The organism is Kitasatospora sp. NPDC001527, from assembly GCF_040298605.1.
In the GTDB taxonomy this organism is placed as follows: domain Bacteria; phylum Actinomycetota; class Actinomycetes; order Streptomycetales; family Streptomycetaceae; genus Kitasatospora.
Genome location: NZ_JBEPAM010000001.1, coordinates 99,805 through 120,462 on the forward strand (window position 1 = coordinate 99,805; position 20,658 = coordinate 120,462).

The 20,658-nt window shown below is 75.1% G+C and carries 19 protein-coding genes; 10 read left to right on the forward strand and 9 right to left on the reverse strand.

The features are described from left to right. The first annotated feature begins 128 nt into the window (after positions 1 to 128). From ABT238_RS00465 to ABT238_RS00495, 7 genes are all read left to right on the forward strand, one after another. A complete protein-coding gene (locus ABT238_RS00465) occupies positions 129 to 1,409 on the forward strand; it encodes an aspartate kinase (RefSeq protein ID WP_350558745.1) in 1,281 nt (426 codons plus the stop codon). Continuing rightward, the gene (locus ABT238_RS00470) at positions 1,406 to 2,458 is read left to right on the forward strand and encodes an aspartate-semialdehyde dehydrogenase (RefSeq protein WP_350558742.1); all 1,053 of its coding nucleotides are present in this window, start codon (positions 1,406 to 1,408) and stop codon (positions 2,456 to 2,458) included. The genes ABT238_RS00465 and ABT238_RS00470 overlap by 4 nt, the downstream gene beginning before the upstream one ends. Before the next feature lie 373 nt (positions 2,459 to 2,831). Further along, positions 2,832 to 3,386, forward strand: coding sequence for a SigE family RNA polymerase sigma factor (locus ABT238_RS00475; protein WP_344345760.1), 555 nt, complete (start codon positions 2,832 to 2,834; stop codon positions 3,384 to 3,386). Next, positions 3,379 to 4,932, forward strand: a complete 1,554-nt coding sequence (locus ABT238_RS00480) for a hypothetical protein (RefSeq protein WP_350755004.1) — start codon at positions 3,379 to 3,381, stop codon at positions 4,930 to 4,932. The genes ABT238_RS00475 and ABT238_RS00480 overlap by 8 nt, the downstream gene beginning before the upstream one ends. A 496-nt stretch (positions 4,933 to 5,428) precedes the next feature. Then, a complete protein-coding gene (locus ABT238_RS00485) occupies positions 5,429 to 6,232 on the forward strand; it encodes an SURF1 family protein (protein WP_350558736.1) in 804 nt (267 codons plus the stop codon). An 80-nt stretch (positions 6,233 to 6,312) separates the two neighbouring features. Next, positions 6,313 to 6,456 carry a hypothetical protein gene (locus tag ABT238_RS00490; RefSeq protein ID WP_350755006.1) on the forward strand — a complete coding sequence of 48 codons (144 nt, stop codon included), beginning with the start codon at positions 6,313 to 6,315 and terminating at the stop codon, positions 6,454 to 6,456. A 96-nt stretch (positions 6,457 to 6,552) separates the two neighbouring features. Continuing rightward, positions 6,553 to 6,804, forward strand: a complete 252-nt coding sequence (locus ABT238_RS00495; protein WP_350755008.1) for a hypothetical protein — start codon at positions 6,553 to 6,555, stop codon at positions 6,802 to 6,804. Between the two features lie 94 nt (positions 6,805 to 6,898). Here the strand turns inward: ABT238_RS00495 and ABT238_RS00500 are convergent, their stop codons facing one another. The 3 genes from ABT238_RS00500 to ABT238_RS00510 all read right to left on the reverse strand — a co-directional run bounded on the left by ABT238_RS00500 (position 6,899) and on the right by ABT238_RS00510 (position 10,813). After that, positions 6,899 to 8,815 carry a S9 family peptidase gene (locus tag ABT238_RS00500; protein WP_350755010.1) on the reverse strand — a complete coding sequence of 639 codons (1,917 nt, stop codon included), beginning with the start codon at positions 8,813 to 8,815 and terminating at the stop codon, positions 6,899 to 6,901. 117 nt (positions 8,816 to 8,932) lie between these two features. After that, complete coding sequence (locus tag ABT238_RS00505) at positions 8,933 to 10,354, reverse strand: MFS transporter (RefSeq protein WP_350755012.1); 1,422 nt, start codon at positions 10,352 to 10,354, stop codon at positions 8,933 to 8,935. Between the two features lie 81 nt (positions 10,355 to 10,435). After that, positions 10,436 to 10,813 carry a nuclear transport factor 2 family protein gene (locus ABT238_RS00510; protein WP_350558721.1) on the reverse strand — a complete coding sequence of 126 codons (378 nt, stop codon included), beginning with the start codon at positions 10,811 to 10,813 and terminating at the stop codon, positions 10,436 to 10,438. Between the two features lie 152 nt (positions 10,814 to 10,965). On the opposite strand from ABT238_RS00510, the gene ABT238_RS00515 reads away from it, so the two are divergent. Next, on the forward strand, positions 10,966 to 13,773 hold the full coding sequence (locus tag ABT238_RS00515; protein ID WP_350755014.1) for a helix-turn-helix transcriptional regulator: 2,808 nt from the start codon (positions 10,966 to 10,968) through the stop codon (positions 13,771 to 13,773). A gap of 16 nt (positions 13,774 to 13,789) precedes the next feature. On the opposite strand, the gene ABT238_RS00520 is transcribed toward ABT238_RS00515, so the two are convergent. Both ABT238_RS00520 and ABT238_RS00525 read right to left on the reverse strand, forming a co-directional pair. Next, the gene (locus tag ABT238_RS00520) at positions 13,790 to 13,954 is read right to left on the reverse strand and encodes a hypothetical protein (RefSeq protein WP_350755017.1); all 165 of its coding nucleotides are present in this window, start codon (positions 13,952 to 13,954) and stop codon (positions 13,790 to 13,792) included. A 130-nt stretch (positions 13,955 to 14,084) separates the two neighbouring features. Continuing rightward, positions 14,085 to 14,813 carry a GbsR/MarR family transcriptional regulator gene (locus ABT238_RS00525; protein WP_350755019.1) on the reverse strand — a complete coding sequence of 243 codons (729 nt, stop codon included), beginning with the start codon at positions 14,811 to 14,813 and terminating at the stop codon, positions 14,085 to 14,087. 238 nt (positions 14,814 to 15,051) lie between these two features. Here ABT238_RS00525 and ABT238_RS00530 point away from each other — a divergent pair, with 238 nt between their 5' ends. Beyond that, positions 15,052 to 16,260: a serine hydrolase domain-containing protein gene (locus ABT238_RS00530; protein ID WP_350755021.1), complete on the forward strand. Its 1,209-nt coding sequence runs from the start codon at positions 15,052 to 15,054 to the stop codon at positions 16,258 to 16,260. Positions 16,261 to 16,308: 48 nt separating this feature from the next. After that, complete coding sequence (locus ABT238_RS00535) at positions 16,309 to 16,719, forward strand: hypothetical protein (protein ID WP_350755023.1); 411 nt, start codon at positions 16,309 to 16,311, stop codon at positions 16,717 to 16,719. Here ABT238_RS00535 and ABT238_RS00540 read toward each other — a convergent pair. From ABT238_RS00540 to ABT238_RS00555, 4 genes are all read right to left on the reverse strand, one after another. Further along, positions 16,703 to 16,876 (reverse strand): hypothetical protein, encoded by a 174-nt coding sequence (locus ABT238_RS00540; RefSeq protein WP_350755025.1) that lies wholly within the window; start codon positions 16,874 to 16,876, stop codon positions 16,703 to 16,705. The two genes, ABT238_RS00535 and ABT238_RS00540, sit on opposite strands and share 17 nt — an antisense overlap. Positions 16,877 to 17,057: 181 nt before the next feature. Next, positions 17,058 to 18,383, reverse strand: a complete 1,326-nt coding sequence (locus ABT238_RS00545; RefSeq protein ID WP_350755027.1) for an MFS transporter — start codon at positions 18,381 to 18,383, stop codon at positions 17,058 to 17,060. 31 nt (positions 18,384 to 18,414) lie between these two features. Beyond that, entirely contained in the window at positions 18,415 to 19,383 is a 969-nt protein-coding gene (locus tag ABT238_RS00550) for a transaldolase family protein (RefSeq protein ID WP_350755030.1), read from the reverse strand. After that, the gene (locus ABT238_RS00555; protein WP_350755032.1) at positions 19,380 to 20,657 is read right to left on the reverse strand and encodes an MFS transporter; all 1,278 of its coding nucleotides are present in this window, start codon (positions 20,655 to 20,657) and stop codon (positions 19,380 to 19,382) included. The genes ABT238_RS00550 and ABT238_RS00555 overlap by 4 nt, the downstream gene beginning before the upstream one ends. Position 20,658 lies beyond the last annotated feature (1 nt).

Consider the following 20,658-nt stretch of genomic DNA (forward strand, 5'->3'; position numbering starts at 1 on the left):
TCTCATCATATGGAAAGCGGAGGTCGTAGGACCCCCGCTCGGTAGACTGGCGCCGACCGCACAACCCCCGCCACCCGGGGGTGCGGGGGCCGATCGCCCCCGAAGACGACACAAGTCGAGGAGCGCACGTGGGCCTTGTCGTGCAGAAGTACGGCGGCTCATCCGTTGCGGATGCCGAGGGCATCAAGCGCGTGGCCCGTCGAATCGTTGATGCCAAGAAGGCCGGCCATGAGGTCGTCGTCGTGGTGTCCGCGATGGGCGACACGACGGACGAGCTCATCGAACTCGCGGAGCAGGTGTCACCTCTCCCCGCCGGCCGCGAGTTCGACATGCTGCTGACCGCTGGAGAGCGCATCTCCATGGCGCTGCTGGCCATGGCGATCAAATCCCTGGGCCACGAGGCGCAGTCGTTCACAGGCAGCCAGGCCGGTGTCATCACCGACTCCGTCCACAACAAGGCGCGCATCATCGACGTGACGCCCGGCCGCATCCGCACCGCCCTGGACGAGGGCAACATCGCGATCGTGGCCGGCTTCCAGGGTGTCTCGCAGTCGAGCAAGGACATCACCACGCTCGGCCGCGGCGGCTCGGACACCACCGCGGTCGCCCTCGCCGCCGCCCTCAAGGCGGAGGTCTGCGAGATCTACACCGACGTGGACGGCGTCTTCACCGCCGATCCGCGCGTGGTGAAGAAGGCCCGAAAGATCGACTGGATCGCCTACGAGGACATGCTGGAGCTGGCCTCGTCCGGTTCCAAGGTGCTGCTCGACCGCTGTGTGGAGTACGCGCGCCGCTACAACATCCCGATTCACGTACGCTCGTCCTTCTCGGGCCTCCCCGGGACGATCGTCAGCAACGACAACCCGAACCAGCCCGAAGGGGGCGAGATGGAGCAGGCCATCATCTCCGGAGTCGCCCATGACACGTCCGAGGCGAAGGTCACGGTCGTCGGCGTGCCCGACAAGCCGGGCGAGGCGGCGCGCATCTTCCGTGCCATCGCGGACGCCGAGATCAACATCGACATGGTCGTGCAGAACGTCTCGGCGGCCTCGACCGGCCTGACGGACATCTCCTTCACCCTGCCGAAGACCGAGGGCCAGAAGGCCATCGACGCGCTCGACCGGGTCAGGGACGGCATCGGCTACGAGTCGCTCCGCTACGACGACGCGATCGGCAAGATCTCGCTGGTCGGCGCGGGCATGCGCTCCAACCCGGGCGTCACCGCGACGTTCTTCGAGGCGCTCTCCGCGGCCGGCGTCAACATCGAGCTGATCTCCACCTCGGAGATCCGCATCTCGGTGGTCACCCGCGCCGAGGATGTCAACGCGGCCGTCCAGGCCGTCCACACCGCCTTCGGGCTGGACAGCGAGACGGACGAGGCCGTCGTCTACGGAGGCACCGGGCGATGACCCGGCGGCCGAACCTCGCCGTCGTCGGCGCCACCGGCGCGGTCGGCGAGGTGCTCCTCGGCCTGCTCTCCCTCCGCCAGGACATCTGGGGCGAGATCCGTCTCGTCGCCTCCCCGCGCTCGGCCGGCCGCAAGGCGGTCGTGCGCGGGGAGCCAGTCGAGGTGCTCCCGCTCACGGAAGAGGTCTTCGACGGGATCGACGTCGCGCTGTTCGACGTTCCCGAGGAGATCGCCGCCCGCTGGGCGCCGATCGCGGCCGCCAAGGGCGTCGTGGTGGTCGACAACTCCGGCGCGTTCCGCCTGGACGACGCCGTTCCGCTGGTGGTGCCCGAGGTCAACGCGGCGGCCGCCCGGATGCGCTCGCGCGGCATCGTGGCCAGCCCCGACTCCACCACGCTGACCATGCTCGCGGCGATCGGCGCGCTGCACGCCGAGTACGGGCTGGAATCGCTGGTCGTCGCCTCCTACCAGGCCGCCTCCGGGCTCGGCCGGGCCGGCGCGGACGCGCTGCGCACGCAGCTCGCCCAGGTGGCCGGCACCGACGTCGGCGAGCAGACCGGCGACCTGCGCGCGGTGATCGCCGACCACGGACCGTTCGCCGCCCCGCTCGCGCTCAACGCGGTGCCCTGGACCGGCGTGCTGACGGACGGCGGCTGGTCGTCCGAGGAGCGCACGGTGCGCGACGAGTCCCGCAAGATCCTCGGCCTGCCCCGGCTGAAGGTCTCCGCCACCTGCGTGCGGATCCCGGTGGTGCGCACCCACGCGCTCGCCGTGCACGCGGTGTTCGAGCGCGAGGTCACCCAGGAGCATGCCCGGGAGCTGCTGGCGGAGGCCCCCGGGGTGCTGCTGTACGACGACCCGGCGGCGGGGGAGTTCCCCACACCGAACGACGCGGTCGGGACGGACCCGGTGTGGGCCGGGCGGGTGCGGCGGGCGCTGGACGACCCGAACGCGCTGGACCTCTTCCTCTGCGGGGACAACCTGCGCCGCGGCGCGGCGCTGAACGCGCTTCGGATCGCGGAGCTGGTGGCTGCGGAGGGCGTGTTCTAGAGCCGGTGCCCGGGCCCGTCCCGGGGCGCTTTGCCTCGGGCCTTCCGGGGTGCGCTGCCTCGCGCTTCCGGGGCGCGTCGCAGGGTGGGGGCGGGGCCCGGGGGAGCTGTTTCGCGCGAGGTGTGAGGGCGGTGGCCCGGCTCTGCGCGGGATGTTCGCCGACTGCGCGAGGAATCCTCGCCGAATCCTCTGGAGGGGCCTTCGGCCGATGCGGGAGAATATCCGCCGGGCTGGGCAACCATGACAGGGGATCGAGTGTCCAACGGGCGTGGCGAACGTGATGGTGGGGGCAGGGGCGGGCATCTCGGCGGCAGCCGCGGTGACGTTCCCGTCGCGTGTCCAGTGGCCTGCGGATAGGCCGGAAGATAACCAGATGACGGCAGTCGCACCCGGCGCCGCGGATTCCGGCGCCGGTACCGCCGGTACCGCCGCCGGGACCAGCGAGGATCTGCTCACCGAGACCTATCAGGCGCACTACCGCTCCCTGCTGAGGCTGGCAGCCCTGCTCCTCGACGACCTGTCGAGCTGTGAGGACGTCGTCCAGGAGGCCTTCATCCGGGTGCACGCCGCCCGGCGGCGGGTGCGCGAACCGGAGAAGACGCTGGCCTACCTGCGGCAGACCGTGGTCAACCTGTCCCGCTCGACGCTGCGGCGCAGGATCCTCGGCCTGCGACTGCTGCAGAAGCCGATGCCTGACATGGCCAGTGCAGAGGAAGGCGCCTACGATGCGCTGGAGCGCGACCAGTTGAAGGTCGCGCTGCGGGGTCTGCAACGCCGTCAGCGGGAGGTTCTGGTGCTGCGCTACTTCGTGGACATGACGGAGGCGCAGGTGGCGGAGACGCTGGGCATCTCGCTGGGTTCGGTGAAGGCGTACGGCTCACGAGGGCTCGCCGCGCTGCGGGTCCAGATGGAGGCCGGGCATGGCTGAGAACGATCGCACGGGCGCCGGCGGAGGTGCTCCTGGTGGCGGGGGCGCTCCGCGTGATGGGGGTGCTCCGCATGGTGAGGGCGCTCCGCGTGCGGGGGAGGATCCCCAGGAGCGCGAGGAGCGGCTGGTCCGGGAGCTGATGCAGCGGGCCGTGGCCGACGTGCGGCCCGCGCCCGGCGGCCTGCAGCACATCCGGCGCGCGGTGCCGCGGCGGCGGGCCGTCCGGCGCGGGGCGTGGACGGGGGCCGCCGCCGTGGCCGCGGCCGCCACCTTCCTGCTGCCGGCCCTGCACACCGCGGACCACCTCGGCCTGTCCGGCGGCCCCGGTTCGCCCGGTACCGCGAGCGGGAGCGCCTCCGCGACCGTCGCGGGCACCGTTCCCGGGGGCGTCACCGGCTCGCCCGACCTGCCGGCGGCCGCCGTCACCGGGGTGCCGGTCGCGCCGGGCAGCCCGTCCGGCACCGTCGACGGCTCGCCGAGCGTCGGCCCCAGCACCACCCGCCCCGCGCCCGGCACCTTCGCGCCGTCCACCGCCACGACCACCGGCGGGACCAACGCCCCGGTGGCGGCGCTGTGCACGCGCTCGGACCTCGGGCAGGGCACCGCGCACATCGGTGCCGCGGACGCCGAGGGGCGGATCTACGGCTCCTTCACCGTGACCAACGTCTCCGGGCGCAGCTGCCAGCTGGGCGGTCCCGGTTCGGTCACCGTCACCGGTGTCGCGGCGGCGGACGCCGGACGGATCCGGATCGCCTTCCACACCGCCGGCGATCCGGCGACCGACCTGCCCGCACCCGGACCCTCGTCCGGCCCCGCGACGGGGAAGGACGCGGGGAGCGACGGAGCCGTCCTCGCGCCCCGGGCCGGGTACCGGGTGGACTTCGCCTGGATCCCGGACCCGACCGGCTGCTCCGTCCCCGGCGGGACGGCCTCGCCCAGCGCGTCCGCCGGCACCGGGCAGCCGGGCACGTCCGGCGGCGGTACGACGGGGGGCGGTGGTCCGGCCGGTCCCGGTGGTACGGCGAGCGGCGGCCCGGGGACGGGTCCGGGCGCGGTGCCGGGGGCGGGCGGTGGTGCCGGTACCGGTGGTGCCGTATCCGGCTCCGGCGCCGGCTCCGATGGTGAGGCGAGCGGCTCGGGAACGGGCGGGACCTCCGGCGGGGGCTCGGCGGGTTCGGGCGGCGGCGCGGCGGGCGGGCCCCAGACGGGTGGCCCGGCGACGGCGGCGGGCGGTACCGGCGAGGTGCCCGGGGCGGTCCCGGGAGCCGAGCCCACCGGGGAGCCGACGGCGGTGCCGCGGCCGACCACGACGACGACGGGCGCGCCCACCGGTGCGCCGAGCCCGTCGGCCACCCCGACGCCGGGCCCGAGCAAGCCCTCGGCGAGCGTCACGGTGGTGTACACCCCGGCGCCGGGCAACCCGGCCGCCGCGAGTGTCGTCCTGCCCGGTGCCTGTGCGGGCACGGTCTACCGGACGACGCCGCAGTTCCTCCCCACCGACGCCCCGGCGTCCGCCCCCAGCACCTCCCCGTCCTCGGCCGGGTGACCTGCGGCCGGGTGACCTGCGGCCGGGGGCCGCGCGGCGTGCTCGCGCACAGGAAGTCGGCGGGTCCGACTTCCTGCTCCGGAGCGGGGGCGGGCGGCGGCGGGCGGGGCGGTGGAATATGTAGACCGGTCTACTGAAGGTGGGCTTAGTAGGTAGACCGGTCGACATATTCAGTCCTGGACAGGGCGGGGCCAGAGCGTGGCGGGAGTAGGAAGTCGGCGGGTTCGACTTTCCACTCCGGTGGTTGGGTGCGGGGGAGGGGGCTATGCAGACCGGTCTGCATATTCGGGGCTGGGTCCGCTGGGTCGGCGGGGGGGGGGGTGCGCCGGGAGTGGGAAGTCGGCCGGTCCGACTTCCCACTCCAAGTGGCGTCCGCGACGGCCCGGCCCGAATCGGTAGACCGGTCTGCCTATTCCGTGGGGCGGGAGGAGTCGGTGGTGGGCGCGCGGGGGCCCTGGGGGCGGGCGGGGTGTGAAGAGTGGTTACCGTGGGGGGTGTGTACCGGTTCCTCCTCACCCCGCGCTGGCTGAGCGGCACCGCGCTGGCCGTGGCGGCCGTCGCGGTGTGCGTCTTGCTCGGCTCCTGGCAGCTCGGCCGGTTCGAGGACCGGGTCTCCTCGCACCAGGAGATCAGCCGGGCGGTGGCCGACGGCGGCGCCCCGCGGCCGCTCGACGAACTGCTCGCGGCCGATCGCCCGCAGGTCACCACCGACACGGTCGGCCGTGCCGTGACCATCACCGGCAGCTTCGACCAGGAGCACCAACTGCTCGTCCCCAACCGCGTGCTGGACGGCAGGCAGGGCTACTACGTGCTCACCCCGCTGCGCACCGCCGACGGCCGGACCGCCGCGGTCGTCCGCGGCTGGGCCGCCGGTGCGCCCCCGGCGGGCGGGGCCGCCGCCGGCAGCCCCGTGGCGGCCGCGCCGACCGGTGAGGTGACCGTGACCGGTCGCCTCCAGGCCGGCGAGACCAGCGGCAGCGGCGGCGCCGTGGCCGGCGGCCTCCCGGACGGGCAGCTCGGCACGATCAACCGGGCCGCCCTCGTCAACAAGCTCGCGCTGGACGGCTGGTACGACGGCTGGGTCGCCGCCGACGCCGCGCCGGACGGCCTCACCCCCGTGCCGACCGTGCAGCCGCAGGGCGGCGACGGCCTCTCCCTGCGCGCGTTCCAGAACCTCGGCTACACGCTGGAGTGGTTCGTCTTCGGCGGCTTCGTGGTGTTCATGTGGTTCCGCCTGCTGCGCCGCGAGGCGGAGGCGGAGCAGGACCGGGCCCTCGGGCTGGACCCGGTCCTGGACTGACGGCGCCGGACCGGCGGCGGCCCGCCGATCAGCGGGTCGGCTTCACCGGCGGCACGGCCGGCTTGGCCGGAACGGTCGGCTTGGTCGGGACGACCGGCGCGGACGGTGCCGGCACGGCGGGCGAGGGCACGGCGGGCGACGGCGCACCGCCCGACGGCGCACCGGCCGACGGCGCGCCGGACAGCGACGCGCTGGGCGACGGCGAGACCGTCGGCGGCGGGTAGTCGCACCTGCGGCTGCTGTTGCTGCCGTTGCTGCCGTTGCGGTCCGAGTTGTACGTGTCGCTGTGGTGCCGCGTCGTACGGCCGCTCTTCGAGCCCTTGGACCCCTTGGATCCCGAGGACCCCTTCGACCCGCTCGACCCCCCGCCCGACTTGGCGAGCACGACCACGTCGCCGTCCGCCACCGTGGTGCGGAACGCCGCCTTCACCACCGTGGAGGTGGCCGTCGGCGCCGATGACGGCGACACCGACACCGACGGCGGCACCGACACCGACACCGACGGCGACGCCGTCACCGAAGGCGAGGAGGCCGGCGGGCAGGCCGCGCTCCCCCCGCCGTCGTCGTCCTGACCCGAGCAGCCGGTGAGCACCAGCACCCCGGCCACCCCGGCCCCCACGATCGTCAACAGGCGCCTCACCCGTACCCCCCGTACCGACTGCTCGACTACTCCGTGTCCGCCTGATTCTCGCCCACCGCCGCGCCGCCGAGGTGCCGGCGGACGAAGTCGATCTCCAGCCGCAGCTGCTTGATCCGCTCGTCCACGACCAGCGACCCGTGTCCGGCGTCGTACCGGTACACCTCGTGCGGCTTGCCGAGCCGCTCCAGCCGCTCGACGTAGTTGTCGATCTGCCGGATCGGGCACCGCGGGTCGTTCACCCCGGCGCTGATGTACACCGGCACCCGCACCCGCTCGACGTACGTCAGCGGCGAGGACGCCGTCCAGCGCTCGGGCACCTCCTCGGGCGTGCCGCCGAACAGCGTGCGGTCGATCGCCTTCAGCGCCTCCATCTCGTCGTCGTACGCCGTCAGGTAGTCCGCGACGGGCACGGCGGCGACGCCGAGGCTCCACAGCTCCGGCTGCGTCCCGAGCCCGAGCAGCGTCAGGTAGCCGCCCCAGGAGCCGCCGGATAGCACCAGCCGCTCCGGATCGGCCAGCCCGCTCGCCACCGCCCACGCGCGCACGGCGGCGATGTCCTCCAGCTCGATCAGCCCGACCCGCTCGCGCAGCGCGTCCGTCCAGGCCTGGCCGTAGCCGGTGGAGCCGCGGTAGTTGACCCGGACCACCGCGTAGCCGTGGTCCAGCCAGGCGGCCGGTCCGGCGGCGAAGGAGTCGCTGTCGTGGTGGGTCGGGCCGCCGTGGACCTCGAACACGGTCGGGAACGGCCCGTCGCCCGCCCCGGCGGGCCGCTGGACCAGCGCGTGCACCCGCCCGCCGGGCCCGTCCACCCACACGTCCTCGACCGGCACCGAGCCGGGCGGGACGGCGCCGGGCGCGCGCAGCACCACGGTGCCGGCGGTGGACCGCACGGCGGACGGCTCGGCGGCGGAGGACCAGAGGAACTCCACGGTGCCGTCCGGCCGCGGGGTCGCGCCGCCGACGGTGCCGCGCGGGGTGTCCAGGCGGGTGAGCACGTGCTCGTCCAGGGAGTACGAGAACAGCTCGCTGCGCGCCTCGTACTCGTGCTCGATCAGCAGGGTGCGGGCGTCGGGCCGCCACTGGGCGGAGAGGTCGCCGGGCAGCTCGCGGCCCTGCTCGTCGCGGAGCACCAGCGCGGTCTCCTCACCGGTCTCGACGTCCCAGATCATCGGCTCCCAGCGGCCGGTGCGCTGGTGGGCGACCAGCAGCCGGGTGTCGCCGTCGAGCGGCGCGAAGCCCAGGCAGGCCACCCCGCGCGGCTCGTCGCTGCCGGTGACCTCGTCCAGCTCGGCGACGGTGACGACCTCGGCGGCGCCACCGTTGCCGTCTCCACCGGTGCCGTCGCCACCGCCCGCTGGCAGCCGCACGACGCGGATCGCGCCGTGCATGGCGTCACCGTGCTCGGTGTGGTCGATGGCCAGCAGCGTCCCGTCGTGGCTGAGGTCACCGACGCCGCCGTACTCGGCGTGCCGGTAGATCTCGACGGCCTCGGCCGCGCCGGGGCGGCGCAGGTGCAGGGTGGTGCCGCCGTCGTCGGTGGAGCGGCCGACCACCACGGTGCCGTCCCGGCCCAGGGCCAGGCCCGCCTCGTAGGACGGGGCGAGTCCGGGGACGGCCTCCTCGTCCGGGCCCTCGGCGCCCTCGGGCCGGCCGGTGAAGGGCTGGCGGCGCCAGATGCCGAACTCGTCGCCGTCGCTGTCGTCGAACCACCAGATCCAGGCGCCGTCGGGGGACAGCTCGGCGTCGGTGGTGCCGTTGGGGCGGTCGGTGACCTGCCGGTGGGTGTCGGTGGCGCGGTCCCACGCGTAGACCTCGTAGGCGCCGCTGGCGTTGGACACGTACAGCGCCCGGTCGGGGGCGTCCTCCGCCCAGTCCGGCAGGGAGACCCGTGCCGCCCTGAACCGCTGCTCCCACGCCGGTACGGCGCTCTTCTCCTCGCTCATCCACCCATCCAACCCGATCGGGGGGAGGAAACGGAACGGGAGGGCGGAACCCGAAGGGGAGGGGAGGAACACACCGCGGCCCTCCCCTCCCCCGCCCCTCCCCTCCCGCCCGGGGGCTCACCCCGTCCGGCGGGGCAGCAGCTGGACCAGGCCCGCCAGCAGCACCTCCAGCACCGCCAGCGCCGCGAGGCTGCGCCCGAACGCGCCGGCCGGGTCGTCGGCGGCGTAGTAGAGGATGCCGATCAGCGCGACCCCGAGCGCCCCGGCCACCTGCTGCACGGTGGCCACCAGACCCGCCGCCGAGCCGGCCAGCCGCGGTGCCACGCCCGCCAGCACCACCGACGTCACCGGGGCGACCACCAGGCCCATCCCCAGCCCGTCCACGAACAGGCCGGGCGCCAGCCACCAGACGCTGCCGGTGGAACCGGCGGTGTGCACCGCGAGGCCGAGCAGGCCCAGACCGGCGGTCATCAGCAGCCCGCCGAGCGCGATCGTCTGCCGGCCCAGCCGGGCGGCGACGCGGTGCGCGGTGGTGGAGGTCACCAGGTAGCCGAGGCCGATCGCGGTGAAGACCAGGCCCGCGCCGAGCGCGTCCAGGCCGCGGCCGGGCTGCAGGTAGAGGGCGAGCACCAGGAAGAACGAGGCCTGGCCGAGCCAGAAGGCCAGCTGGGCGAGCAGGCCGGTGGTGAACGCCCGGTCGGCGAACAGCCGGGTGTCGACCAGCGGCGAGCCGCCCGCCCGCCCGCCGCGGTGCTGGTGGACGGCGAACAGGACGAGCAGCGCCGCCGCGCCGCCCAGGCAGAGCCAGGTCCACGGCGGCCAGCCGGCCTCCGGGCCCTGGATCAGCGGCAGCACCAGCCCGGTCAGCGCGACGGTGACCAGTGCGACGCCCACCGGGTCCAGGCCCGGGCGGTGCGGGGCGCGGGACTCGGGCAGGCAGCGCCGCACCAGCGCCAGCGCGGCGAGGCCGACCGGCAGGTTGAGCAGGAAGCAGCTGCGCCAGTCCAGGCCGAACAGGTCGGCGCGGATCAGGACCCCGCCGATCAGCTGCCCGAAGACGGCGCCGAGGCCCATGGTCAGCCCGTACATCGCGAACGCCCGGGCCTGCGCCGCGCCGCTGTACGCCGTCCGCAGGATCGCCAGCACCTGCGGGCCCATCAGCGCCGCCGCCAGCCCCTGGGCGATCCGGGCGACGACCAGCGTGCCCGCCGTCGGGGCCAGGCCGCAGGCCGCCGAGGCCAGGGTGAAGAAGGCCAGGCCGAGCCCGAACGTCCGGCGCCGGCCGTAGCGGTCGCCGAGCCGGCCGGCGGTGATCAGCCCGGCGGCGAGGGCGAGGCCGAAGCCGGCGACCACCCACTGGACGGCGGCGGGCCCGGCTCTCAGATCGGTCTGGAGGGAGGGTATGGCGACGTTGACGACGAAGACGTCGAGGGCGGTCATGAAGGTCGCGGTCAGCAGGACCGGCAGCAGACCGCGCGGGGCGGTGGCGCCGGCGGTGGTCGCGGAGGCGGTCGGGCGGGCGGTGAGCGTGCCGGACAAGGCTTCTTCCCTCCTGGGGTGTCGGGGACGGGGCGGGCGGTGGGGCGCCCGCCCCGGCGGTCGATGGGTCGGCAGGACGGCTCAGGCGCTCGGGACGCGGTCGAGGAAGCCGTACACCGAGGCGATCCGCCCCGCCGCGTCGGCGACCAGCACGTCGAAGCCGATGACCAGCGGCTCCTCGCCGGCCGGGCCGAGGTTCCACGTGAAACGTGCGATGTCGTGGTGGGCGTCGACCGGGCCGAGGGTGAACACCAGCCCGGGGAACTGCGCCTGCGCGGCGCCGATCAGGGCGTCGACGCCCGCGCGGCCGGTGACGGCGGCCAGCGGGTCGGTGTAGCTGCCGTCCTCGGCCCAGGCGTCGTCGACCAGCTTGCGGCGGGCGGCCGGGTCGGTCTCGTTCCAGGCGGCCAGGTAGCGGGCGGCGAGCTGCCGGAGGTCGGTCGACTGGGTGGCGGTCATCGTCTTCTCCCTTGTCCTGCTGGGTGGTTGAGCGGGTCGTTCCCGCTGGTCGAAAAGGTACGGACGGCGGCCGGCGGGCGAATCCGTCACGGATGGGTAGGGCGTACGTACGTCGCCGCCAGTAGGGTCGGGGCAGCGGGAGGGAGACCGGGGTGCTGTACGGGCGGGAACGGGAGCGGGCCGCCGTCGACGCGCTGCTCGACGGGGCGCGGGACGGTCGCAGCGGCGTCCTGGTGCTGCGCGGCGAGCCGGGGATCGGCAAGACGGCGCTGCTGGAGTACGCGGTGTCGGCGGCCGGGGACGGCGTCCGGGTGATCAGGGCGACCGGGGTCGAGTACGAGGCCGAACTCCCCTTCGCGGGGCTGAGCCTGCTGCTGGCCTCCGGTCTGGACCGGCTGGACGCGCTGCCCGGGCCGCAACGGCGGTCGCTGGAGGGCGCGTTCGGGCTCGGGGAAGCGCCCGGTGGCGCGGACCGGCTGCTCACCGGACTGGCCGTGCTCGGCCTGCTCGCCGAACTCGCCTCCGACCGGCCGCTGTTGTGCGTCGTCGACGACGTCCACTGGCTCGACCGTTCCTCGCTGGACGCGCTGCTGATCGCGGCCCGCCGGCTCCAGGCCGAGGGCGTCGCCCTGCTGCTCGCCGCCCGGGACGCGGGCGCCGGCGCGGAGCCGCTGCCGCTCGCGGGACTCCCGGAGCTTCGGCTGACCGGGCTCGCCGAGCCGGACGCCGTCCGCCTGCTCGACGACCGGCTGCTCGGCGGCCGATCGCTCGGCGTCCGCCTGCCCGACGTCCGGCTGCCCGCCGTCCGGCTGCCCGATGCCCGTCTGCCCGATGTCCGCCTGCCCGACGACCGCGCGGGCGCGGCGCTCACCGGACCGGCCCGCCGGCGGCTGCTCGACGAGGCGGCCGGAAATCCGCTCGCCCTCGTCGAACTCCCCCTGGCCGAAACGGAGTCCGGGAGCGGCGGACTCGCCCTGACCAGCCGGCTGCAGATCGCCTTCCACGGCCAGGTCACCGGCCTGCCGCCGGCGACCCAGACCCTGCTCCTGGTCGCCGCCGCCGAGGAGAACGGCGAGGCGGACGTCGTGCTGGCCGCCGCGACGGCCCTCGGCGTGGACGCCGGGGCGGCGCTGGCGCCCGCCGAACAGGCCGGGCTGGTGGCCGTCGGCGCCGACCGGCGGCTCGCCTTCCGGCACCCGCTGCTGCGCGCCGCCCTCCTCCAACGGGCGCCCCTGCAGCAGCGGTTGGCCGTCCACCGGGCGATCGGCGAGGCCCTGGAGGACGGCGACCGGCGCACCTGGCACCTCGCGCTCGCCGCCACCGCGCCCGACGCCGGCCTCGCCGACGCGCTGGAGCGCACCGCGCAACGGGCCGAGGCGCGCGGCGCCCACGGCGGCGCGGCGGCCGCGTACGAGCGCGCCGCCGGGCTCACCCCGGACCGCGACGGCGCCACCCGCCGACTGGTGCTCGCCGCCGAAGCGGCCACCGAGGAGGGCAAGTTGGCGCAGGCCGAGGCGCTCGCCGAGCGGGCCGGGGCGCGCACCGACGACGTCTTCGCGCACGCCCTGCTCGACCAGGTCCGGGCGGTCGCCCACTTCTGGCGCGGCGCCTACCCGGCCGCGTACCGGCTGCTGCTGGACGCTGCCGCCACCGACATCGAGCCCGCGCACGCGGCGCGGATGCTGCTCCAGGCCTTCCACGCCGCCTGGTACGTCGGCGAGGAGCCGGTGGCGACCGTGCTCGACCGGCTGGCCGTCCTCCCGCTCGGCCCCGACGAGCCGCTCGCCCCGCTGGCCCGGGCCCTGCCGGCCGCCGTGCTGCCCGCGCTGGGGCGTCCCGCCGGGCCCGCGCCCGACGTGCGGAGGACCGCCGAGGCGGCGCGGAAGGCGGGGGCGGAGAGCCCGGTCGACCTGGTGCAGCTGTGCGGCGCGGCGCTCGTCCTCGGGCGGGACCACGAGACGCTGGAACTGGCCGCGGAACTCGCCGCCGAGGCACGGGCCAAGGGGACGGTCGGGGTGCTCCCCACGCTCCAGTTCTTCCTGGCCGAGGCCGAGCTGTTCCACGGACGGCACCGGGACGCCGAGGTCACGGCGACGGAGGGGTTCGCGCTCGCCCGGGACACCGGGCAGCACCAGTGGACCAGCCAACTCGCGGCCATCCTGGCCTGCTTGGCCGCCCTCGGCGGGGCGGAGGAACGGTGCGCGGAACTCGCCGCCGAGGCGCTCGCCCCAGGTTCGTCCGCGCCGGCCGCCGGCGCGCCGTGGGCGCAGTGGGCACTCGCCCTGCTGGACCTCGGCCGGGGCCGCGCGGCCGCCGCCGCCGACCGGCTGCACACGCTCACCACCGGGCCCTACCGGCACCACGTGGGCGCGACCCGGGCGGTGCCCGACCTCGTCGAGGCGGCCGTCCGGCTGGGCGAGCCGCGGCGGGCGGCCGGGCCGTACGAGCGCTTCGCACGCTGGGCGGCCGCGGCGGGCACGCCCTGGGCGCAGGCGCTGCGGCTGCGCTGCCGGGCGCTGCTGGGCCCCGACGAGTCGGCCGAGTCCGCGTACCGGGCGGCCCTCGACCTGCACGAGGGCACCCACCGCCCGTTCGAGCAGGCACGGACGGCGCTGCTGTACGGCGAGTGGCTGCGGCGCGAGCGCCGGCGTACGGACGCCCGGCCGCACCTCACCGCCGCCCTGGAGACCTTCGAACGGCTCGGCGCCGCGCCGTGGGCGGACCGCGCCCGCACCGAACTGACCGCCACCGGCACCGCCGCCCCGACCGCTCCGGCAGGGGCGCTCACGGTCCTCACCCCCCAGGAACTGCAGATCGCCCGGCTGGCCGCGCAGGGGCTCAGCAACCGGGACATCGCGGCCCAGCTGTTCCTCAGCCCGCGCACGGTGGGCCACCACCTCTACAAGGCCTACCCGAAGCTGGGGATCACCTCGCGAACGGAACTGGTGGCGCTCTTCTGAGCCGCGAGAGCCCCGGTCATTCCGCCGACTCGGCACCTCCCCGCGCCGGTTCGGCGCGGCAATGGTCCACCTCCTCGGTCACGTACTCCATGAACCAGCGCATGATCTCGTACGGGACGACGCGTCCGTCGTGGCTTTGGAGGCGGCCGGTCGGCTCCAGGTCCGGGTCCTCGTCGGGCACCAGGGCGATGACGAACGCGGTCCCCGGCCGATGGGTCCGGGCGTGTCTCCTCCTCCGCCGTTCGGCGGGGCGCCGCGGAGGAGGAAGGGGAGGTGGATGCCGTGGCCGCGCAGCCGGACCGCCTGGCGGATCACTCCTCGCGTTCGGCGTCCCGGGCGGCCAGGTGGTGCCGGCACTGCTCCAGCAGCCCGCGCATGGACTCGCTGATCAGGACGAAGAGTTCGGCGGACGAGGCGAAGCGGGCGCCCGCCGGGGTCTGCTTCCCGAGGACGTCGGCTCCCTGGCTGGCCATGCCGGCCAGGGTCGCGTTCATCTCCGCGGCGCCGAGGATGGACCGGAGCCAGATCTCGTCGTCGGTGACGTAGCGCTCGCGGCGCTCGCCGGGGAGGCGTTCGCGCCTGATCAGGCCCTGCTGTTCGAGGAAGCCCACGGCGTGGGAGACGGACGCGGCGCTGACGCGCAGGCGCTGGACCAGGTCGGCGGCGGTGAGGGCGCCGGCGTCGGTGGTGAAGACGGCGGCCAGCACCCTCGCCTCCATCCGGGGAAGCCCCGACTGCGCGATCAGCGCGGTGAAGGCCTCCGTGAAGCCCTGTACCGCCTCCGGATCCCGCCCGTACCCGCTGTCGGACACCGCCGGTACCTCGGGCCGGTCCTTCCTCGCCCGCCGCGCCCGCGTCTGCGTGGCCTCGGCGGCCCGTTCCGCCCGGTAGTCCTCCGGCCCGCCGTTGCGGGTCACCTCGCGCATGATCGTCGAGGCGGGCCGCTCCAGGCGCCGCCCGATCTCGGCGTAGCCCAGCCCCTCGGCCAGCCCTGCGGCTATGCGCTGACGGTCCTCACTGGTGAGCCTGCCTCCGGGCATCGGTCCTCGTCCTCCGTCTGTCGACACGTGGTGCGAGTATGCATTCACTCGGAACTCATTGCAACGGCGGCCTGATCGATCATTGCGTTCAGCTTCATATTCATTGCAATGGCTTCCAAGTATCCCTTGCTATGAAGAGGCATTGCGAGCCTCTTTGCGCGTTGACGAATCTCTGAACGCAATGTAGCTTCGTCGTTGTTCAGAGGTTCTCGAACAGCAATGAGTGGGGAGACTCATGATGGACAGGAACAGCCTGCGCAAGGTCCGCATCATCCTGGAGCGCCACGTCGAGTCCGGGAAGGTCCCCGGCGTCGTCGCCCTCCTCGCCCGTGATGGCGAGACCCACGTCGAGGCGGTCGGCACCATGTCCCACGGCGGCGGCGCGCCGATGAGCCGGGACACCGTCTTCCGGATGGCCTCGACGTCCAAGCCGGTCACCGTCGCCGCCGCCATGGTCCTGCTCGACGAGTGCCGGCTGCGGCTGGACGACCCGGTCGAGACCTGGCTGCCCGAACTCGCCGACCGCCGGGTGCTGAAGCGGGTCGACGGTCCGCTCGACGACACCATCCCCGCCCGCCGGCCGATCACCGTCCGGGACGTGCTGACCTCCACCTTCGGCCTCGGCATGGACATCACGGCGGTGGGTGCCCCGATCATGACCGCGATCATCGAGAACGGTCTGACGCCCGACCTCCCCCAGCCCATGCCCGAGCCGGACGAGTGGCTGCGCCGCCTCGGCACGCTGCCGCTGATGCACCAGCCCGGCGAGCGCTGGCAGTACCACATCGCCAGCGACCTGCTCGGCGTGCTCGTCGCCCGCGTCACGGGGCAGCCGTTCGAGGACTTCCTCCGCGAGCGCGTCCTCGACCCGCTGGGCATGAAGGACACCGGCTTCCACGTGCCCGCCGAGAAGATCGACCGGCTGCCGCCCCTCTACGCCCCCGACCCGCAGACCGGGGAGTTCCACGTCTGGGACGAGCCGGCGGACGGGCGCTGGAGCAAGCCCCCGGCGTTCCCGGGCGCCGGCGGCGGACTGGTCTCCACCGTCGACGACTACCACGCCTACTTCCGGATGCTGCTGAACGGCGGCACGCACGGCGGCGAGCGCGTCCTCTCCCGCCCGGCCGTCCGGCTGATGACCACCAACCGCCTCACGGCCGAGCAGACCGCCACCCGCGAAGCCCTCGCCCGCGACCTCGTCCACCTCTCGTACGGCCAGGGGCAGCACGGGGGTTGGGGCTTCGGGATGGCCGTGCGCAGCTACCGCGGCGACTACGCGCCGATCGGCCAGTTCGGCTGGGACGGCGGCAGCGGCACCTCCACCTACGCCGACCCGGAGACCGGGATCACCGGCCTCCTGCTCACCCAGGTCGGGATGACCGTCCCGAACTCGGCCCGGCTGATCCACGACTTCTGGACCACCGCCTACCAGGCCCTCGACGCCTGACCGCGGGCCGACGACCCCACCCCACCCACAGCGAAGGAACCCACCACCATGTCCCTCACCCTGACCGACCAGGACAAGACCACCCTGCGCACCGCCGCCTACGGCGCCGTCTCGCTGCTCTCCGCCGCCGACGCCACCGGCTCGCCCCACCGGATCGCCACCCACGGCTCCGTCGCCCTGGCCTCCGGCACCGGTCCGGTCGGCCACGTGCTCGCCGCGAACACCAAGGTGACGGCCCTCGACGGCAGGACCGTCGCCGAGCTCGCGGACCACGTCCTCCCGGCCCTGACCGCCGCCGCGACCCTGCTCCACGCCCAGGACCCGGCCGAGGCCGACAACTTCCGCGGCATCGTCAACGTGGCCCTGGCCACCGCCACGCAGGCCCGCAAGGGCGAGCCCACCCCCGTCATGGCCGACATCACCCGCCGGATCAACGAGGCCCTCACGATCGCGGCCTGACCGGCAGCACGGTCCAGTCCGGCTCCAGGGGCAGCAGACGACCGGTCAGCGAGCACACGTCGTCCCCGGGCACCGCGCGCCCGCGCAGGGCCGGCAACTGCTCGGCGGCGTACCGCCGGCGGGCGGCGGAGAACCGCCCCCGGCCCCCCTCCGCCACCTCGCACCCGATCCACTTGCCCCACGTGTGCGGCCGACCTCCTGACGATCCGACACCCGGTGCCGCACCGTGATCGGCGGCGCCCGTCGCCGGACGTCAATCGGCCGCAGGGCGTGGGGGAGCGGGCCCCGAGGCGTACGACCACGGAGCAGGAAGTCGGTCCGGCCGACGTCCTGCTCCGTCATGGGGATGGGGCCTCATCGGGGGCCAGGGCGGACTGGATCTCGTCCAGGGAGCGGTTCTTGGTCTCGGGGACGCGGCGGGCGACGAACAGGACCGCGCCCAGCGAGACCGCCGCGAAGAACCAGAAGACCCAGCGCTCGCCGACGGCGTCGGCGGTCGGGAGGAAGGCCTGGCCGACGACGAAGTTGGCGGCCCAGTTGACCAGGGCGCACAGGCCGGTGCCGCGGGCGCGGGACTCGGGCGGGAAGATCTCGGCGGCGAGGATCCAGAAGACGGGGCCCAGGCCGATGGCGAAGGCGCCGACGTAGGAGGTCATCGCGACCAGGGCGACGGCGTTGCCGAGCGGGCCGGGGTGGGCGGGGCCGAGGACGAGGCCGAGGGCGGTGAGCGAGACGGCCATGCCGGCCAGGGACCAGAGCAGCAGCGGACGGCGGCCGACGCGGTCGATCAGCGGGATGGCGGCGACGGTGAGTAGCACGTTCACCGTGCCGATGGCGACCGAGTAGCCGATCGAGCTGGTGGCGGGCAGGCCGGCGCGGGCCATGATGCTCGGGGCGTAGTAGATGATCGAGTTGATGCCGCCGAACTGCTGCACCGCCGCCAGCGTCACGCCGATGAGCAGGGCGGCGCGGGTCCCCGGGGTGGTGAGCAGGGCACGCGGCCGGCCGGCGGGCGGGCGGGCGGCGGAGGGCCGGCCGTCGAGCCAGGCCGGGGTCTCCGGGATGAAGAGGGTGCCGATCAGCATCGCCACCGAGGGGATCAGCCCGACGGCGAACATGGCGCGCCAGTCGCCGCCGCCCGCGAAGGCCAGGTTGACCAGGTAGGAGACCAGGATGCCGACCGTCAGCAGGATCTGGTTCACCGTGATCATCCGTCCCCGCAGCCGCGGCGGGGCGATCTCGGCGAGGTAGAGCGGCACGATCGTGGACGCGCTGCCGACCGCCAGGCCGAGCACGGCCCGGGCGGCCAGCAGCGTCCAGAAGTCCGGTGCCACGGCGGCCAGCGCCAGTCCGACGGTGAAGGTGGCCGAGACGCCGATCAGCGCCTTGCGGCGGCCGAAGCGGTCGGCCGGGCGGGCGCCGGCCAGCGCTCCGACGGCGGCGCCGAGCAGCAGGGCCGAGATCACCGCGCCCTCCTGGAAGGAGTTCAGCGCCAGCTGGTCCTTGAGGAAGAGCAGGGCGCCGGAGATGACGCCGGTGTCGAAGCCGAACAGCAGCCCGCCGAGCGCGACCACGCCGGTGGCGAGGGCCATCCGCCGCACCGGGGGCGAGGGGAGGGCGTCCGACGGGGACGGGGCGAGGTCCAGGTGGAGCTGCGGTGCCATGAGCGGGCTCCTGAAAGGGGGGCGGCGGTGGTCACTGGTGGGCGTGGGCGGCGTCGAGGGAACGCAGGACGGACTCGTGGTTGATGTCGAACCAGCGCAGGTAGGCGATCAGCCGCTCGGTGAAGGCGTGCGCGTCCCGCTCCGCCCGGGTGCTGCGCGGGGTCCGTACCTCGGGCGTGCCGTCGAGGGTCTCCAGGGCGGGCGCGCACAGCTCCAGCGCCGCGCCCGGGGTGGCGAGCGCGTCCAGGTAGCGGGCGGTCCGGTGGCCGGGCACGCCGTGGTAGAGCTGGGTCCAGACCAGCCGCTGCGGGCGGGCACCGGCCGCGGCGAGGGCGCGCCAGCGGGTGGAGGTCTCGGTGTCGTGGGCGTCGGCGTGGACGCGGCGGGCGAGGTGCGCGGTGGCGGTGCCGGCCGCGCCCCGCAGGGCCTTGGCCTCGTGGCTGCCGGCGCGGTCGAGCAGGGCGTCGATCTCGACGTCGATCCCGCCGACGCCGAAGGCCGCGACGGAGCAGAGCCCGGTGAGGTCGAGGCCGCGCCAGCGGGCGAGTTCGAGCCCGTCGAGGTGGGCCCGGACGGTCTGCTGGTAGCGGGCGACGGAGTGCAGCGGGCCGAGCCGGACGCCGATGCCCTCGCCGAGCAGCGAGGTGAGGGCGCACAGGCCGGCGTCGGAGGCGGGCAGGGCAGGCAGCAGGTTGGGCCGGCCGACGGCGCCGACGAGCCGGCGGGCGGCGGCCACCTGGTCGCAGGCGGTACCGCTGCGAACGCCCGCGGGGGCCGACACCAGGCCGTCACCGCTCTCGCCCAGAGGGGCCAACAGGTCGCAGAGCCACCGCAGTTCGTCCTCGGGGGCGGGGCCGGTGAGGGCGACGGAGGTGATCCGCCGGTCCTTCACCAGGCCCCGGATCCGGTCGCGGCCGACCGGGCCGGAGGGGGTGTGCCGGTACCAGACGGGAAGCGCGGAGGCGGCGCGTACGGGTGGGCGCTCCAGGGTGCCGATCATGCTCGGACGGTCCTTTCACGGTCGAGGGAAGGAGCGGGCGGCGGATCGAGGTGAAGGGGGTGCACGGGGTGCCGGGCGGCGGCGGGCCGCAGACGGGCCCCGGCCGCCACCGCGAGCAGCGCGGCCAGGCAGACCGCGGCGCCGAGCGGCACCACCGCGCCGACGCCGTGCGCGCCGACCGTCCAGCCGCCCAGCGCGGCGCCGGCGGCGATCCCGGCGTTGGCCGCCGAGACGCCCAGGGTGGCGGCGAAATCCCCGCCGGGGCCAGCGAGTTCGACGATCCGGGACTGCAGCGCCGGGACCAGCCCGAAGCCGGCCAGGCCCCAGCAGGCGACCAGGACGGCCGCCGCCGCCCCGGAGCGCCCGCACAGGTGCAGCGCCAGCAGCGCGGCGGTCAGCCCGGCGCAGCCGGCGGTGAGCGTGCCGGCGGCCCGGCGGTCGGCGCACCGGCCGCCGAGGAAGGTGCCGACGGCGGCGGCGGTGCCGAAGGCGAGCAGGTAGCCGCCGACGCGCCCCCCGCCGACGCCGGTGACGTCCTCCAGGTAGCCGGCCAGGTAGGTGTACGCGGTGAACTGCCCGGTGAACAGCACCACGGCGGTGCCGAGCACGGCGAGCACCGGCCGGGAGAGCGCGCCGCGCAGCTGCCCGGCCAGGCCGGGCGCGCCCATCGCGGCGGTCGGCGGCACCGTCCGCCGGACGGCGGCCAGGGCGAGCGCCGCGAGCACGGCGACGGCGGCGAGCGCGGCCCGCCAGCCGAGCCACTGCCCGACCAGTGTGCCGAGCGGTACGCCGAGCACGGTGGCGACCGAGATGCCGCCGAAGACCAGCGAGATGGCCCGCCCCTGCCGGCCGGGACCGGCCAGGGCGACGGTCACGCTGGTGGCGGCGCCGACGGTCACCCCGTGGGCGAGCCCGGCCGCGCAGCGGGCGGCCAGCAGGACGCCGACCGTGCCGGCCGCCGCCGCCCCGGCGCTCGCCGCCACGTAGGCGGCGAGCGCGCCGAGCAGCAGGGTGCGGCGCGGCAGCCGGAGGGTGAGCGCGGTGAGGACCGGTCCGCCGAGGGAGATGCCCAGGGCGTAGCCGGTGACGAGCAGTCCGACCGTGCCGAGCCCCGTCCGCAGACCGTCCGCGATCGGGCCGAGAACGCCGACCACGACGAATTCCGAGGTGCCGACGACAAAGGCGACGAAGGCGAGCGAGAGGAATGCGAGGCGGTTCTTCGATTCGTCAGCGAATCGATTCCGAGGGCGTTTCCGCGGGCGGTTGGGCGGCATT

Bases quoted from the DNA above. Each gene is read 5' to 3' on its own strand.
- ABT238_RS00470 (WP_350558742.1), top strand. From the start codon at position 1,406: ATGACCCGGCGGCCGAACCTCGCCGTCGTCGGCGCCACCGGCGCGGTC.
- ABT238_RS00475 (WP_344345760.1), top strand. From the start codon at position 2,832: ATGACGGCAGTCGCACCCGGCGCCGCGGATTCCGGCGCCGGTACCGCC.
- ABT238_RS00480 (WP_350755004.1), top strand. From the start codon at position 3,379: ATGGCTGAGAACGATCGCACGGGCGCCGGCGGAGGTGCTCCTGGTGGC.
- ABT238_RS00500 (WP_350755010.1), bottom strand. From the start codon at position 8,815: ATGAGCGAGGAGAAGAGCGCCGTACCGGCGTGGGAGCAGCGGTTCAGG.
- ABT238_RS00510 (WP_350558721.1), bottom strand. From the start codon at position 10,813: ATGACCGCCACCCAGTCGACCGACCTCCGGCAGCTCGCCGCCCGCTAC.
- ABT238_RS00525 (WP_350755019.1), bottom strand. From the start codon at position 14,813: ATGCCCGGAGGCAGGCTCACCAGTGAGGACCGTCAGCGCATAGCCGCA.
- ABT238_RS00530 (WP_350755021.1), top strand. From the start codon at position 15,052: ATGGACAGGAACAGCCTGCGCAAGGTCCGCATCATCCTGGAGCGCCAC.
- ABT238_RS00535 (WP_350755023.1), top strand. From the start codon at position 16,309: ATGTCCCTCACCCTGACCGACCAGGACAAGACCACCCTGCGCACCGCC.
- ABT238_RS00545 (WP_350755027.1), bottom strand. From the start codon at position 18,383: ATGGCACCGCAGCTCCACCTGGACCTCGCCCCGTCCCCGTCGGACGCC.
- ABT238_RS00550 (WP_350755030.1), bottom strand. From the start codon at position 19,383: ATGATCGGCACCCTGGAGCGCCCACCCGTACGCGCCGCCTCCGCGCTT.
- ABT238_RS00555 (WP_350755032.1), bottom strand. From the start codon at position 20,657: ATGCCGCCCAACCGCCCGCGGAAACGCCCTCGGAATCGATTCGCTGAC.